15 protein-coding genes are annotated in these 15,436 nt (G+C 71.8%); 13 read left to right on the top strand and 2 right to left on the bottom strand.

From position 1 onward, the window contains the following. Positions 1–40: 40 nt before the first annotated feature. Positions 41–1,960: a PhoX family protein gene (locus tag AC1ROY_RS27575; RefSeq protein WP_493152134.1), complete on the bottom strand. Its 1,920-nt coding sequence runs from the start codon at positions 1,958–1,960 to the stop codon at positions 41–43. Positions 1,961–2,313: 353 nt separating this feature from the next. On the opposite strand from AC1ROY_RS27575, the gene AC1ROY_RS27570 reads away from it, so the two are divergent. Continuing rightward, positions 2,314–3,957, top strand: coding sequence for a GMC family oxidoreductase (locus tag AC1ROY_RS27570; RefSeq protein WP_493152133.1), 1,644 nt, complete (start codon positions 2,314–2,316; stop codon positions 3,955–3,957). Positions 3,958–3,970: 13 nt separating this feature from the next. Here AC1ROY_RS27570 and AC1ROY_RS27565 read toward each other — a convergent pair whose 3' ends face one another. After that, on the bottom strand, positions 3,971–4,846 hold the full coding sequence (locus AC1ROY_RS27565) for an ROK family protein (protein WP_493152149.1): 876 nt from the start codon (positions 4,844–4,846) through the stop codon (positions 3,971–3,973). Between the two features lie 63 nt (positions 4,847–4,909). On the opposite strand from AC1ROY_RS27565, the gene AC1ROY_RS27560 reads away from it, so the two are divergent. The 12 genes from AC1ROY_RS27560 to AC1ROY_RS27505 all read left to right on the top strand — a co-directional run bounded on the left by AC1ROY_RS27560 (position 4,910) and on the right by AC1ROY_RS27505 (position 15,405). Next, positions 4,910–5,155, top strand: coding sequence for a sulfurtransferase TusA family protein (locus AC1ROY_RS27560; RefSeq protein WP_493152132.1), 246 nt, complete (start codon positions 4,910–4,912; stop codon positions 5,153–5,155). Then, entirely contained in the window at positions 5,152–6,078 is a 927-nt protein-coding gene (locus AC1ROY_RS27555; protein ID WP_493152131.1) for a histone deacetylase family protein, read from the top strand. Before AC1ROY_RS27560 ends, AC1ROY_RS27555 begins: the two co-directional genes overlap by 4 nt. 87 nt (positions 6,079–6,165) lie before the next feature. Beyond that, a complete protein-coding gene (xseB, locus tag AC1ROY_RS27550; RefSeq protein ID WP_493152130.1) occupies positions 6,166–6,438 on the top strand; it encodes an exodeoxyribonuclease VII small subunit in 273 nt (90 codons plus the stop codon). A 34-nt stretch (positions 6,439–6,472) separates the two neighbouring features. Next, a complete protein-coding gene (locus tag AC1ROY_RS27545; protein WP_493152129.1) occupies positions 6,473–7,393 on the top strand; it encodes a polyprenyl synthetase family protein in 921 nt (306 codons plus the stop codon). Then, positions 7,393–9,318, top strand: a complete 1,926-nt coding sequence (gene dxs, locus AC1ROY_RS27540) for a 1-deoxy-D-xylulose-5-phosphate synthase (RefSeq protein WP_493152128.1) — start codon at positions 7,393–7,395, stop codon at positions 9,316–9,318. Before AC1ROY_RS27545 ends, dxs begins: the two co-directional genes overlap by 1 nt. 3 nt (positions 9,319–9,321) lie before the next feature. Further along, positions 9,322–10,107: a TlyA family RNA methyltransferase gene (locus AC1ROY_RS27535; protein ID WP_493152127.1), complete on the top strand. Its 786-nt coding sequence runs from the start codon at positions 9,322–9,324 to the stop codon at positions 10,105–10,107. A 136-nt stretch (positions 10,108–10,243) separates the two neighbouring features. After that, positions 10,244–12,925, top strand: a complete 2,682-nt coding sequence (locus tag AC1ROY_RS27530; RefSeq protein WP_493152126.1) for a PAS domain-containing protein — start codon at positions 10,244–10,246, stop codon at positions 12,923–12,925. A 77-nt stretch (positions 12,926–13,002) separates the two neighbouring features. Further along, positions 13,003–13,245, top strand: coding sequence for a YMGG-like glycine zipper-containing protein (locus tag AC1ROY_RS27525; protein WP_493152125.1), 243 nt, complete (start codon positions 13,003–13,005; stop codon positions 13,243–13,245). Between the two features lie 8 nt (positions 13,246–13,253). Beyond that, positions 13,254–13,739: a Dps family protein gene (locus AC1ROY_RS27520; RefSeq protein WP_493152124.1), complete on the top strand. Its 486-nt coding sequence runs from the start codon at positions 13,254–13,256 to the stop codon at positions 13,737–13,739. 22 nt (positions 13,740–13,761) lie between these two features. Continuing rightward, positions 13,762–14,127, top strand: coding sequence for an ElaB/YgaM/YqjD family protein (locus AC1ROY_RS27515; protein WP_493152123.1), 366 nt, complete (start codon positions 13,762–13,764; stop codon positions 14,125–14,127). A gap of 172 nt (positions 14,128–14,299) precedes the next feature. Beyond that, positions 14,300–14,992, top strand: coding sequence for a PRC-barrel domain-containing protein (locus AC1ROY_RS27510; RefSeq protein ID WP_493152122.1), 693 nt, complete (start codon positions 14,300–14,302; stop codon positions 14,990–14,992). 203 nt (positions 14,993–15,195) lie between these two features. Next, a complete protein-coding gene (locus AC1ROY_RS27505) occupies positions 15,196–15,405 on the top strand; it encodes a hypothetical protein (protein WP_493152121.1) in 210 nt (69 codons plus the stop codon). The last annotated feature ends 31 nt before the right edge of the window (positions 15,406–15,436 follow it).

Below are 15,436 nucleotides of genomic sequence, written 5' to 3'. Positions count from 1 at the left end.
CCCTGGCGGGGGTCGAGGGGGCGGAGCCCCTCGTCTTCCTTCAGCTCCCGACCGCGCCGCCGCCCGTCTTCGTGATCACCACCACCGAAGGCCGCGGCGGCATGGCGTCGTCGAAGTCCGGCCAGCGCGTGGAGGGGCGCTCGAAGGTGCTGCCTGAATCCTCGCCCGGATGCTGGATCGCGAGGAACAGCGCGCTGTCGTCCGGCAGCACGAAGGGGCCGCAGACCTCGGCGCCCGTGGGCGCCTGGTAGAAGAGGCGGGTCAGCGCGCGGCCCGGTCCCGTCGTGTCGGCGGCGTAGATGCCGTCGGCCACGCCGGCCGCGGTCGGCGCGCCGTCGGTCGCGATCCAGATGCGACCCTTGCTGTCGAAGGAGCAGTTGTCGGGACAGGAGAGCCAGCCCTCGGCGCTGGTCGCGCGATGGTACTCGGCGCCCGCGTCGAGGCCTGGCTTGCCGGCACGCAGGAAGAGGCTCCAGCGCATGGCGTCGGCCGCGTGCTCGCGCCGGTTCGCCGGGCCCGGCGGGATGATCTCCAGCACATGGCCGTGGTCGTTGCGCGGCCGCGGGTTGGCGGCGTCCACCCGCTGCGGCGTGCGCGAGGAGTTGTTGGTGAGCATGACATAGACCACGCCGGTCGCCGGGTTGGTCTCGACGTCCTCGGGCCGGTCCATCGGGGTGGCTTCCAGCAGGTCCGAGGCGCGGCGGGTCTCGATCAGCACGTCGGCCTGGCTGGCGAAGCCGTTGGCCGCGGTCAGCGGGCCCTGGCCGTGCACCAGCGGCAGCCAGCGCATCGTGCCGTCGGCGTCGAACTTCGCGACGCTGAGCGTGCCCTCGTCCAGCAGGTCGCGGTTGGCCGCGGGATCCTGCGGGTTCCAGGGCCGCGCGGTGACGAAGCGGTAGACGTAGTCGAAGCGCTCGTCGTCGCCCATGTAGATCACGACGCGGCCATCGGGCGCGATCGCATGGGTCGCGCCCTCGTGCTTCACCCGGCCGAGCGCGGTGCGCTTGATGGGCGTGCTCGTGGGGTCGTAGGGGTCGATCTCGACCACCCAGCCGAAGCGGTTGGCCTCGTTCGGCTCCTTCGAGCGGTCGAAGCGGGCGATGTGGCGGTACCAGCCATAGCCCGGCGTCGCGGTGATGCCGTAGCGGCGGTGGCTCTCCGCCTGGGCGGGATCGGCGAGCTCCCCACCGAAATAGGTGTTGAAGTTCTCCTCGCAGGTGAGGATCGTGCCCCAGGGCGTGGTGCCGCCGGCGCAGTTGTTCAGCATGCCGAGCACGCGCGTGCCGGAGGCGTCCTCGCTGGTGCGCAGCCGCGGATGCCCGGCCGCGGGGCCGGAGATGGTCATGGGCGTGCCGCCCGTGATGCGGCGGTTGAGGCGCGGATTGGCGGCGGGCTTCCAGCGCCCGTCCACGCGCTCCAGCTCCACGATGCTGCCGCCATGGGCCATGAGCTCGGCCTGGACCTGCTCGGCCGAGACGCGGGCGCGGGCCTCGCTGCCGGTGCCCATGCCGGGGAACATCAGGTTGGTGTTGGTGTATTCGTGGTTGGCCCAGAGGAGGGCGCGCTCGCCGATCCGGCCGCCGCGCTCGGGCGGGATCACGGCGATGAAGTCGTTGTTGTAGCCGAACTGGAGGGCCTGGGCCGCGGCCGTCACGTTGCGCGGGTCGAAGGCGGGCGCGTCGGGGACCACCGGGTCGCCCCAGCGGATGACGATGTGCTTCTCGTGGCCCTCGGCCACGGCGTCGGTCTGGGCGAGCTGGTGGCGCAGCTCGTTGAAGGTAAGGGTGGAGGGGCCGCCCTCGCGCGGAGCGGTCTGGGCCTCGGCGGCGCCGGTGCCCAGGGTCCAGGCGGCGGCCGCGCCGAGCAGCGCGCCGCGGCGGGAGAAGCGGGCCTCGATGATCTCGCCGATGGTCGCGCGGGGCGCGGGGTTGCTGCCGATGTCTTCGATCTCGATGGTCATGGCGTCACGTCCGGGGGTGGGGTTTGCGTGGTTGTTTGCCCCCGATCATGACGCGGCTGCGTGATCGTTTCGTGACGGCATCGGTACCCGGGGAGGATGTCCCGTGCCGAGGTAAGGACCTCGGTCATGCGCGGGGCGGGTCCGTCCCGGATGGCCCATACCAAAGCCGTCATGGGCCATGCCGGATCGCCTGCCTATCTCCGGTCGCTCGACCTGGAGGTCCACATGACCAGAACCGTTCTCATCCCCCGCGCAGCGTCCGGCCGTGGCCAGGCGATGGCCAGGCTTCCTGCCCTTCGCGACGGGAACCTCCTCGCGCGGAAGGGACGCGCCGTCAGCGCGAGGTCGAACCCATGAATCGGGATCTCGAAGACGCGCGCCACGCCCGCGCGGTCGCGGAGAACCAGTCGAAGCTCGGCCGCCATCTCCGGCCGGACTACGATTTCATCGTCTGTGGGGCGGGTTCCTCCGGCTCCGTCGTCGCGGCGCGGCTGGCCGAGCGGCACGACGCCCATGTGCTGCTGCTCGAGGCAGGCGGCGACGACCTGGTCCCCACGGTCATGGAGCCCGGCCAGTGGCCGCTCAATCTGGGCTCGGAGCGCGACTGGGCCTTCGAAGGGCAGCCCTGCCCCCACGTGAACGGGCGCCGCCTGCCCCTGAGCATGGGCAAGGCGCTGGGTGGCGGCTCCAGCGTCAACGTCATGGTCTGGGCGCGCGGCCACAGGGCGGACTGGGACCATTTCGCCGCCGAATCGGGTGATCCCGCCTGGGGCTACGACTCGGTGCTGGACTATTACCGCCGCATCGAGGATTGGCAGGGCCCAGCCGACGAGCGGCGCCGCGGCTCGGGCGGCCCCGTCCATGTGGCGCAGCCGGCCTCGCCGCAGCCGGTCGCGCAGGCGATGGTCGAGGCGGCCGGGCAGCTCGGCATCCCGCGCTTCGACAGCCCCAACGGCGCGATGATGGAAGGTGCCGGCGGGGCCGCCATCGCGGACCTGCGCATCCGCGGCGGCAGGCGGGAGTCGGTGCACCGGTCCTACACCTGGCGGCGCATGCACCAGCCGAACCTCACCGTGCTGACCGGCGCGCTCGTCTCCCGCCTCGTCCTCGACGGCACCCGGGTGATCGGCGTGGTGGCCCTGGTCGACGGGCGGCCCCTCACCTTCGGCGCGCGGCGCGAGGTCGTCCTCTCGCTCGGCGCCGTGCAGACGCCGAAGGTGCTCATGCAGTCCGGCATCGGTCCAGAGGAGGAGCTGCGCGCCCACGGCATCCACGTCGTGCAGCACCTGCCGGGCGTCGGCCGGAACTATCAGGACCACGTCGCCTTCGGCTGCACCTGGGAGTATCGCCGTCCGCAGGAGGTCGGCGGAGGCGGCTGCGAGGCGACGCTGTACTGGAAGAGCGACTCGCGGCTGGAAGCCCCCGACCTGCTGCAGTGCCAGCTGGAATTCGCGGTGCCCTCGCCGGCCGAGGTCGGCCTCCCGGCGCCCGAGCATGGTTGGACGATGTTCGCCGGCCTGGCCCAGCCAAAGAGCCGGGGCCGCCTGCGCCTCTCGGGCGCGGACCCGCTCGACCCGATCCTGATCGAGCCGAACGCGCTGAGCGAGCCCGAGGACATGGCCGCCGCCCTGGCGACGGTCGAGCTGTGCCGCGAGATCGGCAACCATGCCGCCTTCGGCGCGCTGGTGCAGCGTGAGGCGGCGCCGCGGCCGCGCGACCGCCGCGGCATGGAGCAGTTCCTCCGCAACGGGGCAGTGACCTACTGGCACCAATCCTGCACCGCGAAGATGGGCCGCGACCCCATGTCCGTCGTCGACCATGAACTCCGCGTCCACGGCATCGGCAATCTCCGCATCGCGGATGCGTCAATCATGCCGCGGATCACGACCGGCAATACGATGGCGCCCTGCGTCGTGATCGGCGAGCGGGCGGCGGACATGATCCGAGCCACCCACGGCATCCTGCCGGCCGAGCCGGCCGTTCACGCCCCGGCGTGACGGCTCGTCTGCCCTAATTCCACAGCCGGGCGGCGCCGAGCACGCCCGAGCTGTCGCCATGCCGCGCCGGCACGATCCGCGTCCGCACCATGTCGGAGAAGACGTGGCGCGGGAGGAGCTTCGGCAGGTCCTCGTAGAGATGCGCCATGTTGGACAGCCCGCCGCCCAGCACGATCACCTCCGGGTCGAGAATGTTCACCACATGCGCGAGCGCGCGGGCCAGCCGGTCGGCGTGGCGCGCCAGGGCGCCCCGCGCCGCCGGGTCGGGCCGCGCCGGCAGGCCCGAGGCATCCCGGGCGCCGGGCCCGTCGGCATCGGCCGCGAGCGCCGGCCCGCAGAGGAATTTCTCGATGCAGCCGCGCTGCCCGCACCAGCAGGCCGGGCCGGGAAACTCGTCCTCTGTCATCCAGGGCAGCGGGTTGTGGCCCCATTCGCCGCCGATCCGGTTGAAGCCCTCCAGCAGGCGCCCACCGATCACGATGCCGGCCCCCACCCCCGTCCCCAGGATCACCGCGAAGACGCTGGAGGCCCCCGCCCCCGCTCCATCAGCCGCCTCGGAGAGCGCCAGGCAGTTCGCGTCGTTGGAGATGCGGACGTCGCGGCCCAGCGCGGCGGCGAGGTCCGCGTCCAGCCGCCCGCCGTTCAGCCAGATGGAATTGGCACCACGCACCAGCCCCGTCGCGGGCGAGAGGCTGCCGGGGATGCCGACCCCCACCGTGCCATCAGCGCCGAGCTCCGCCTCCACCTCGGCGACCAGCGCCGCGATGCTGGCGATGACGCCGGCATAGTCCGGCGGCGTGGGCCGGCGGCGGCGCAGGATCTGCGCCCCCGAGGCGTCCAGCGCCACCACCTCGGTCTTCGTCCCGCCCAAATCCACGCCGATCCGCATGAAGGCAGGCTGCGGCGCCCCACCCTTGCGGGCAAGCCCCGTCGGATGTGGGATAGCGCGCATATGCCCGACCCCCTCGATCTGCGCGGCCTCGCCTGCCCGCTCCCCGTGCTCAAGGCCAACAAGGCGCTGCGCGGCATGGCGCCGGGCGAGACCCTCGTCCTGCTCGCCACCGACCCTGCGGCCGTGAAGGACTTTCATGCCTATGCCCAGGAGACGGGACACGAGCTCCTGGCCTGGGCGGAGGAGGAAGGCCGGGGCGGCGAAAGAATCTTCCGCTTCGCGCTGCGCCGAAGGGAAGAGCCATGACCGTCCTGCTGCTCACCCATCGCGACGGCCTCGCCCACGACATGGGCGAGGGCCATCCCGAATGCCCGGAACGGCTGCGCGCCGTGCTCCAGGCGCTGGATTCGGAGGAATTCTCCGACCTGCTCCGCGACGAGCCGGGGGAGGCCACCGAGGAGCAGCTCACCCGCGTCCACCCGGCCGACTACGTGGCGGCGATCCTCGGCATCCGCCCCGAACCCGGCGAGAAGATCGCGCTGGACGCCGACACCGTCATGTCCGCCGGCAGCGCCCGGGCCGCCCTGCTGGCCGCCGGCGCCGCCGTGCGCGCGGTGGACGAGGTGTGCACCGGGAAGGCGCTCCGCGTCTTCTGCGCGACCCGCCCGCCCGGCCACCACGCCGAGAAGCGCCGCCCGATGGGATTCTGCTTCTTCTCCAACGTGGTCGTCGCCGCGCGGCACGCGCAGGCCGTCCACGGGCTGAAGCGCGTCGCGATCCTGGATTTCGACGTCCATCACGGCAACGGGACCCAGGATTGCGTCTGGGAGGACCCGTCCATCTTCTTCGCCTCCTCGCACCAGATGCCGCTCTACCCCGGCACCGGCGCGGCCTCGGAGACGGGGGCGGGCAACGTCTTCAACGCCCCCCTGCCCCCGGGCGCCACCGGCGCCGCCTTCCGCGCCGCGTGGGGCCCGCTTCTGGCCGCCGCCGAGTCCTTCGAGCCTCAGCTGATCGTCGTCTCCGCCGGCTTCGACGCCCATGCGCGCGACCCGCTGGCCCAGCTCCGCCTGCACGAGGCCGACTTCGCCTGGATCACCGAGCAGATCTGCGCCCTGGCCGATCGCTGCTGCGAGGGCCGGGTGGTCAGCCTGCTGGAGGGCGGCTATGACCTCGACGCGCTGGCCGCTTCGGCCGCGGCGCATGTCCGGGCCCTGCTGCGCAGCTGATACCGATCGGTCCCGGCATTTGGGTTTTGTAACAGAAAGTCCTATACTCGCCCGTTCAGCGGGAGGATGCCCAATGGAGGGGCAGCGATGACCACCGATGCCCCTCATGGCACGTCCCTTGCGGCCAGCCCTGCTGGCGACGACATCCGGGACCTCCCCTTCGAGGAGGCGCTGAGCCAGCTGGAGGGCATCGTGCGGTCCCTGGAGGGCGGCAAGAGCACCCTGGCTCAGGCCATCGCCGAGTACGAGCGGGGAACGGCGCTGCGCCGCCATTGCGAGGCGAAGCTGGCCGAAGCCGAGGCGAAGGTGCAGGCAGTGGTGGAAGGCGCAGGCGGGCTCTCCCTGCGCGACGTTGAATAGACCAGACGTGGGAATAGGGATCGCGGGAACAGGTATGGATATGGTGACGGGCGGGAATTCCGCCGCCTTCCTCTCGGCTGCGATGACGCAGGCCGCCCAGGACATCGACGCGGCGCTCGACCAGCTCCTTCCCGTGGCGGAAGGCGACGAGGCGCGGCTGTTCGACGCGATGCGCTACTCCACCATCGGCGGGGGCAAGCGGCTGCGTGGCTTCCTGGTGCTGGAGGGGGCGAAACAGTTCGGCGTCTCGCGCACCTCGGCGCTGCGGGTGGCCTGCGCGATCGAGATGATCCACGCGTACAGCCTCATCCACGACGACCTGCCGGCGATGGACAATGACGACCTCCGCCGCGGCAAGCCGACCAACCACAAGGCCTTCGACGAGGCGACCGCGATCCTCGCGGGCGACGCCCTGCAGAGCCAGGCCTTCACCGTGCTGGCCGAGGAGGCCACCCATCCCGACCCGCAGGTGCGGATCGAGCTGGTGCGCATGCTGGCCCATGCCGCCGGCCCGCGCGGCATGTGCGGCGGCCAGATGCTCGACATGATGGCCGAGCAGGCCGCGGCGCCGCTGGAGGAATCGGCCATCGGCCGGCTCCAGCTGCTCAAGACGGGCAAGCTCATCGAATTCTCGGCCGAGGCCGGCGCCGTGCTGGGCAAGGCCGCCTCCTCGCAGCGCCATGCGCTGGAGAGCTACGGCCGCAACCTGGGCGCCGCCTTCCAGATCGCCGACGACCTGCTGGACGCCACCGCTTCCACGGAGGTGATGGGCAAGGCCACCGCCAAGGATGCCGGCGCGGGAAAAGCCACTCTGGTGGGGCTTTTGGGAGTGGATCGTGCAAGACTCCAAGCGGAGCGACTCGTAGCCCAGGCACGGGACCATCTGGAGGTCTTCGGCGCGAAAGCGTCCCTGTTGCGTGCCCTGGCCGATTTCGTGATCGAGCGGAGGAACTGATGCAAGACCGCCCCGAAACTCCCCTGCTCGACCGGGTCCGCTACCCCGCGGACATGCGCAACCTCTCCAACGAGCAGCTGCGCCAGCTGGCCGACGAGGTCCGGGCCGAGACCATCAGCGCCGTCTCGGTGACGGGCGGGCATCTCGGCGCCTCGCTCGGCGTGGTCGAGCTGACCGTGGCCGTGCATGCCGTCTTCGACACGCCGAACGACCGGCTGATCTGGGACGTCGGCCACCAGGCCTATCCGCACAAGATCCTGACCGGACGGCGCGACCGCATCCGCACGCTGCGCCAGGGCGGCGGGCTCTCCGGCTTCACCAAGCGCAGCGAGAGCGAGTACGACCCCTTCGGCGCGGCGCATTCCTCGACCTCGATCTCCGCCGGCCTCGGCATGGCCGTCGCGAGCGGGCTGAAGGGCGACGACCGGCACGTGATCGCCGTCATCGGCGACGGCTCCATGTCCGCCGGCATGGCCTATGAAGCCATGAACAATGCGGGGGCCAGCAAGGCCAACCTCATCGTCATCCTGAACGACAACGACATGTCGATCGCACCGCCCGTCGGCGCGATGTCGGCCTATCTGAGCCGCACCATCTCCTCGCGCCCCTTCCTGTCCGTACGCGAGTTCATGGCGAAGATGGCCAAGAACTTCCCGGGCCCGATAGAGCGCGCGGCCAAGCGCGCCGACGAATACGCGCGCGGCTTGCTGACCGGTGGGACCCTCTTCGAGGAGATGGGCTTCTACTATGTCGGCCCCGTCGACGGCCACAACCTGGATCACCTGCTGCCGGTCCTGCGGAATCTTCGCGATTCCGGCCATCAGGGGCCCTTCCTGCTGCATGCAGTGACGCAGAAGGGCAAGGGCTACGCGCCGGCCGAGGCCAGCGCCGACAAGTATCACGGCGTGGTGAAGTTCAACGTCGTCACCGGCGAGCAGCAGAAGCCGCCGCCGGGCCCGCCGAGCTACACCAAGGTCTTCGCCCAGTCGCTGATCGCCGAGGCCGAGGCCGACGAGCGCATCGTCGCCATCAACGCCGCCATGCCCTCGGGCACCGGGCTCGACCTCTTCGCCAAGCGCTTCCCCAAGCGCTGCTTCGACGTGGGCATCGCCGAGCAGCACGCGGTCACCTTCGCCGCGGGTATGGCGACCGAGGGGATGAAGCCCTTCTGCGCGATTTACTCGACCTTCCTGCAGCGCGGCTACGACCAGGTCGTGCACGACGTGGCGCTGCAGTCGCTGCCGGTGCGCTTCGGCATGGACCGCGCGGGCCTGGTCGGCGCGGACGGCGCGACGCATGCGGGCAGCTTCGACATCGCCTATCTCGGCTGCCTGCCGGGCTTCACGCTGATGGCCGCAGCCGACGAGATCGAGCTGGCCCACATGGTCGCCACCATGGCGACGATCGACGGCGGCCCCTCCGGCGTGCGCTACCCGCGCGGCGAGGGCCTGGGCGTCGAGGCGTTGCCGGCCCGCGGCATCGTCCTGCCCATCGGCAAGGGCCGCGTGCTGCGCGAGGGCAGCAAGGTCGCGATCCTGTCCTATGGAGCGCGGCTGCAGGAATGCCTCAAGGCCGCCGACGAGCTGGCGACCTTCGGCCTCTCCACCACCGTCGCTGATGCGCGCTTCGCCAAGCCGCTCGACACGGCGCTGGTCGAGCAGCTGGCCCGTCACCACGAGGTGCTGATCACCATCGAGGAAGGCAGCGTGAACGGCTTCGGCGGGCTGGTGATGCACCATCTCGCGACACACGGGCTGCTGGACCACGGCCTCAAGCTGCGGCCGATGACGCTGCCGGACATGTGGATCGACCACGAGTCGCCGAAGAAGCAGTACGACCTCGCGCGGCTGAACGCGCCGCAGATCGTCGAGACGGCGCTGGCGGCGCTGGGCAAGGGCGCTCTGGCGGTCCCTGCCACAGCCTAGGCCGTGGCCAAGGGCACGCGCGCCGACGTCGCGCTGGTCGAGCGCGGCCTCGCGGAATCGCGGACCCGCGCGCAGGCGCTCATCATGGCGGGCCTCGTCTATTCGGGCGAGCAGCGCATCAACAAGCCGGGAGAGGTGATCGCGCCCGACCGTGCCATCGAGCTGCGCGGGCAGGACCATCCCTGGGTCTCGCGCGGCGGCGTGAAGCTGGCGCATGGCCTCGCCCATTTCGGCCTTTCGCCGGAGGGGCGGGTCTGCATGGACCTGGGCTCCTCCACCGGCGGCTTCACCGACGTGCTGCTGACCCATGGCGCCGCCCATGTGTATGCGGTCGATGTCGGCCACGGCCAGCTCGCCTGGAAGCTGCGCAACGACCCCTGCGTGACGGTGATGGAGCGCGTCAACGCCCGCCACCTGACGTCGCTGCCGCCTCGCGCGGGCCAAGGCCCGCTGCCGGCGGAGGAGGGCGACCTCCCTCCCCTGGATGTCCTGGTCTGCGACGCCAGCTTCATCGGGCTGCGCGTGGTCCTCCCGGCGGCCCTGGGCTTCTGCAGGCCCGGCGCCTGGGCCATCGCGCTCATCAAGCCGCAATTCGAGGTCGGCCCCGCCATCGCCAAGGGCGGCGTGGTGCGCGACGCCGCGGTCCACGAGCGAGTCTGCGCCGAGATCGCCGCCTGGTGGGCCGCCCTGCCCGGCTGGCGCGTCCTGGGCGTGGAGCCGAGCCCCATCCTCGGCCCGGAGGGGAATCGCGAGTTCCTGATCGCCGCGGAGCGTATTTCCGCCGGCTAACCCCCTAATTCCATGTTTAGGAATGCGAAACCCGGGGGCCCGCCGCATCGTTGGACAAGGCAGACCGAAACCCGGGGAAAGCCCGGGACGGAAACCCATTTCGCGACATCCAAAGGTCGCGCGAGAGCCGCGCACCGTGCCCCTGGCCCTACGTGCCTTCCTCGGCCTTCTCCTGGCCCTTGTTCCCGCCGGCGCCGTCCTGGTCCAGATGGAGCGCGATGCGCGGATGGAGCGCGCCGTCCAGCTCGCCGACCAGGCCTCGGGCCTGGTGCAGCGCGTCGCCGCGCAGCAGGCGGCGACGATCGGCGCCGCGAAGCAGCTGATCAGCGCCATCGCGGCGACCCCTGCGCTCCAGGGCCGCGACTGCCCCGCCTTCCTGCGCCGCGTGCTGGAGGCCAATCCGCGCTACCTCGCGGCCGACCTCACGGATGCCGAGGGGCGCGCCGTCTGCACCAGCCGCGCGGAAGCGCCCGCCGATCTCGGCCTCCAGGCCGTGCTGCACGACAACGTCTTCCGGCTCGGCGGCTACCAGTCCGGCGCGCTGAGCCTCGCCGCACCGGTACGCGACGCGGCGGGGCGTGCGGTCGGCGCGGTCGCGCTGACCCTCTCGCTGGACTGGCTGGGCCGCGACCTCCAGGCCATGGGGTTGCCGCCGGATTGCGCGGCCACCATCGCCGACCGCGACGGCATCGTCCTCGCCAGCTCGCGCGATCCCGAGACGCGGGTAGGCCGCGCCCTCTCCGGCGTCGCGCACCGTTTCCTCGATGCCGCGGCCGCCGGCGTCGCGGCCGTGACCGGCGAGGAGGGGCTGCGGCAATTCGCCTATGTCCCACCCGGGGCCGGAAGCGGGCTCTTCCTCGCCGTGGGGCTCGACGAGCGCCAGGGCGCCGCGCTGCAGGCCGACCGCCGCATGGCCCTGATGATCGTGGGCGCGCTCCTGCTCAGCTTCCTGCTGGCGCTGCTGACCTTCCACGCCTCGGCCGAGGGGCCGGTGCAGGCGCTGCTCGGCGCCGCCCGGCGCTGGGGCGCGCAGGACTGGCGCGCGCGGGTCGGCCGCATCGGCGGCGGGCGCGACTTCCGCCGGTTGGCCGCCGCCTTCGATGGCATGGCCGAGGCGGTCGAGACGCGGCAGCGCGCGGAGGCCCGCTGGCAGGCCTGCATGGAGGCCGCGCCGCTGCTCGTGCTGGCGGCCGATCGCGAGGGCCGGGTGGAATGGGCCAATGCCCAGTGGCGCGAGGCCACCGGCCTCGGCCTCGAGGAGACCCGCAACGACGGCTGGCTCGCAGCCGTCGATCCGCAGGACCGCCCCGCCGTCGAGGCCGCCTGGCGCGCGGCGGTGTCGGATCCCTGCGGCGTTCCCCTGCTGCAGGAGCTGCGGCTGCGGGGCGGCCACCGCTGCCTGCTCAAGGGCGCGCCGGCCGTCTCGGCCGAGGGCGAGGTCCTGGCCTGGGCGCTCTTCGGCCTCGACGTGCGCGAGCTGCGCCAGGCCGAGGCGCGGGCCGACGCCACCGACGCCAGGCTGCGCGCCGTCTATGCCCATGCCCCGGTCGGCCTCTGCCTGCTGGACCGCGAGCTGCGCTTCCTCGCCGTCAACGAGCGGCTCGCCCGCGCCCATGGCAGCTCCGCCGCCGACCATCTGGGCCGGCCCCTCGCCGAGGTCGCGCCGCACTTCGCCGCCGAGCTGGAAGCCCGCCTGCATCGGCTGGTCGAGACCGGCGAGCCCGTCGAGGACCTGGAATTCTGCGCCACCACGGAGGGTGAGGAGGAGCGCTGCTGGCTCTGCAGCTACCATCCGGTGCGCGACCGCGCGGGCGCGGTGGTCGCGATCAGCGGTGCCGTCGTCGACATCACCGCGCGCCGGCGCATGGAGGATTCCGCCCGGAAGCTGTCGCAGGAGGTCGACCACCGCGCGCAGAACGCGCTGAGCGTGGTGCGCGGCCTGCTGCGCCTGTCCGCCGCCGATGCGCCGGACGACGTGCCCGCGCTGGTGGAGGAGCTGGAAGGCCGTATCGGCGCGATGAGCCGCGCGCATGACGTGCTCTCGCGCGAGAACTGGCTGGGCGCGGATCTCGGCGAGATCGTCGTGCGCGAGCTCGCCGCGCATCCCGGCCGGGTGAAGGCGTCGGGACCGCCGGTCCGCCTCACCGCGGAGGCCGCGCAGCCGCTCGCGCTCGCGCTCAACGAGCTGGTCAGCAACGCCCTGCGCCACGGCGCCCTCTCCAGGTCGATGGGGCATGTCACGCTGAGCTGGGCGCGCACGGAGGGCGGCGCAGAGCTGCGCTGGATCGAGCGCGGCGGGCCCGATATCGCGGGCCCGCCCGAGCGGATCGGCTTCGGCACCATGCTCGTCGACGCCAACATGCGCACCCAGCTCGCCGGCGAGGTACGCCGCCACTGGGAGGCCGAGGGCCTGACCTGCGTGCTCGCCATCGGCGCCGAAGCCCTGGCGCGGGATGCCGAATCCGCCGGGCTGGCGGAGGGGCCGCTCGCGGGGCGGCGCGTGCTGCTGGTGGAGGACGATCCGGTCTCGGCGCTCTCGCTGGCGGCGGCGCTGCGTGAGGGTGGCTGCGAGGTGCTGGGCCCGGCGCGCTCGGCCGCGGAGGCGATGTTCCTCGCCGGCCAGGTGGGGCGCGTGGATGTGGTGGTGCTCGCCGGACGGCTGGGTGGCCGGCCGGTGCAGGAGCTCGCCGAGGCGCTGCGCGACCGCGCCGGCGTGGTGCTGCACCTCTCCCCCGAGGGGCTGAGGGGCCGCCCCGTCACGCCGCGCGGATTGCGCGACGCGCTGGCCGAGGCGCTCGCAACGCCGCGCGGCGGCTGAGTTTCCCAAAGGGGGCATGCAACGGGAGCGGCATCCCGCGCGTTTCGAATTCACCAGACACCATCGGAGAAACGAACATGCGAATATTTGCGAAGGCGGCCTGTGCCGTCCTCCTCTTCGGCAGTCTTTCGGCCTGCGGCTACAGCACCGGCGACCGCGTCGGCTCGGGCGCGCTGATCGGCGGCGCCGGCGGCGCGGCGATCGGCGCCATGGCGGGCAACCCGCTGGCGGGCGCCGCGGCCGGTGCCGTGGCCGGCGGCGCCGTGGGCGGCCTGACCTCGCCGAACTCGGTCAACCTCGGCCGGCCCGTCTGGCGCTGAGGCCCGCCATGCCGAGCGACACCAAGACGAAGAAGCGCCCCGCCTCCAACAAGGCGGAGGCGGGCGTGGGCGCCTCGCTGAACGGGTTCCTGGCCGATACCTACGTCCTGCTGGCCAAGACGCAGGCCTGCCACTGGAACGCCACGGGCCCGAACTTCTTCGGCCTGCACAAGCTGACGGAAGCGCAGTACGGCGAGCTCTTCGCCAGCATCGACGAGCTGGCCGAGCGGGTTCGCGCGCTGGACGTGCTGGCCCCCACCGGCCTGAACGCCATGCTGCACCTCGCCTCGCTGCAGGAAGCGCCGGACGGCCCGGTCTCCACGGTCGATGCCGCGCGCATGCTGGCCGAGGACAACGCCACCCTGGCCGATCGCGCGAGCGACCTGGCCGAGGAGGCGGACGACGCCGACGACCTCGCGACACACGACATGCTCGTGAAGCGCATCGAGGTCCACGAGAAGGCCGCCTGGCTGCTTCGCAGCCATCTCGGCTGAACCTTTCATCCAGGAGCACATCATGTCCCAGAGCACCATCGACAACGCCCGCAACCTCGCCAACGACGCCAAGGGCGAGGCGACCCGCCTGGCCGGCAATGCCCGCGACCTCGCCTACAACGCCAAGGACGATGCCTCGCGCTTCGTGTCCGATGCCAAGGCCGAGATCGTGCAGCTGCGCGAGAAGGTCGAGGCGCTGATGAACGACCGCATCACCCCGGCCGTCTCGGCCGTCGCGGATCGCGCCAGCGCCATCGGCAAGTCCGCGAGCGACACGGTCCGGCATCAGGCCGATCGCGCCACGGATGCCGTGCACGACAAGCCGCTCATAGCCCTGGGCGTCGCGGCGCTGGCGGGATTCGTGATCGCGAGCCTGATCCGCCGCTGAGGCTGGCCAAGCTTGAGGGCGGAACGGGGCGGGAGGGAACTCCCGCCCCGTTTTGCTGCGCGCGCGAATGGCGGAAATCCGCGCTTTTCGCCACGTCCGGCAGCAGATCCGGGAAACTTTGCGTCGGGTCGTTCGTTCAACCCGCACTATCCTCAGAGAGGGAACCACGACGATGAAAAGCCTTCACACCAACCTGCTTCCGATGACCCTGGCCGCCGGTCTGGTCGTCGCCCCGATGCTCGCCTTCGCCCAGGCCGACGGCACGCCCGGCAATCCGCCGAGCACCGCCGCGGGCCGCGCGATCGACCGCGCCACCGGCAACCCGACCGTGCCAGACGGCGCCCCCGGCAATCCGCCCGGCACCGCGGCGGGCCGCGCCATGGACCGCGTGACTGGCCAGGCGACGAGCCGTGACGGCACGGGCAACAACCCGCCGGGCAGCATGGCGGACCGCGCCGCGGAGCGCGCCGGACAGGCCACGCGCGATGCGACCACTCCGGCTCCGGCCACCACTGCGACCGCGCCCACGACCGCCGCGACCACGCTGGCCGTGACCGCCGGCTCGGTGGTGACGGAACGCCCCCGCCTCAGCCAGATCATCGGCGGCAACGTCTACAACGAGCGCAACGAGCGCGTGGGCGAGGTCGACGACGTGATCCTGGCGACGCCTTCGGGCACCGCCCAGGCTCCGATGGCGATCATCCAGGTCGGCGGCTTCCTCGGCATGGGCGGCCGACTGGTCTCGGTTCCGCTGAACGACCTGCGCTGGAATGCCGAGAACAGCCGGATCGTGATGCCGGGCGCCACGAAGGAGGCCCTGCAGTCGCGGACGCCCTTCGACTACAACTCGCTCCGCCGCGGCTGAGCGATCTGCCTGACGAAGACAGGCGGCGCGGGGAAACCCGCGTCGCCTTTTCCTGTACGTGGTCTAAAAACATGCTATTGCATATGCGAAACCGGCTCACGCCAGAGACGTTGTGAAGACATGTCTGTCCACGCCACATTCATATCCAGGAGTGCGTCTCGCCGGTCCCGCCACGGGTTCCGTGGGGAGAGCAGCCGCTTGCCATGAGCGACGGCCCTGAAGAATCCGGAGACGAGAAGCCCATGCCGACCGCGTCCCAATGGTCGCCCAGGCCACGCCGGAATCCGCCTGCGGAAACCGGCTTCGACAGCTGGCTGAACCGCAGCCTGCGCGCCTCCTTCGGCGAGGTGGCCCAAGAGCCGGTGCCGCCGGAGTTACTGGAACTTATCCGCAGGAACACCCAGGCGAAGTAACCTGGGTTAGGGCCACAGGACTTTATTTGCG

It is taken from the genome of Roseococcus sp. GW821-FHT12F05 (genome assembly GCF_058806835.1).
The sequence above is the reverse complement of the archived record's forward strand: the minus strand, read 5'-3'. Positions and strand labels throughout refer to the sequence as shown.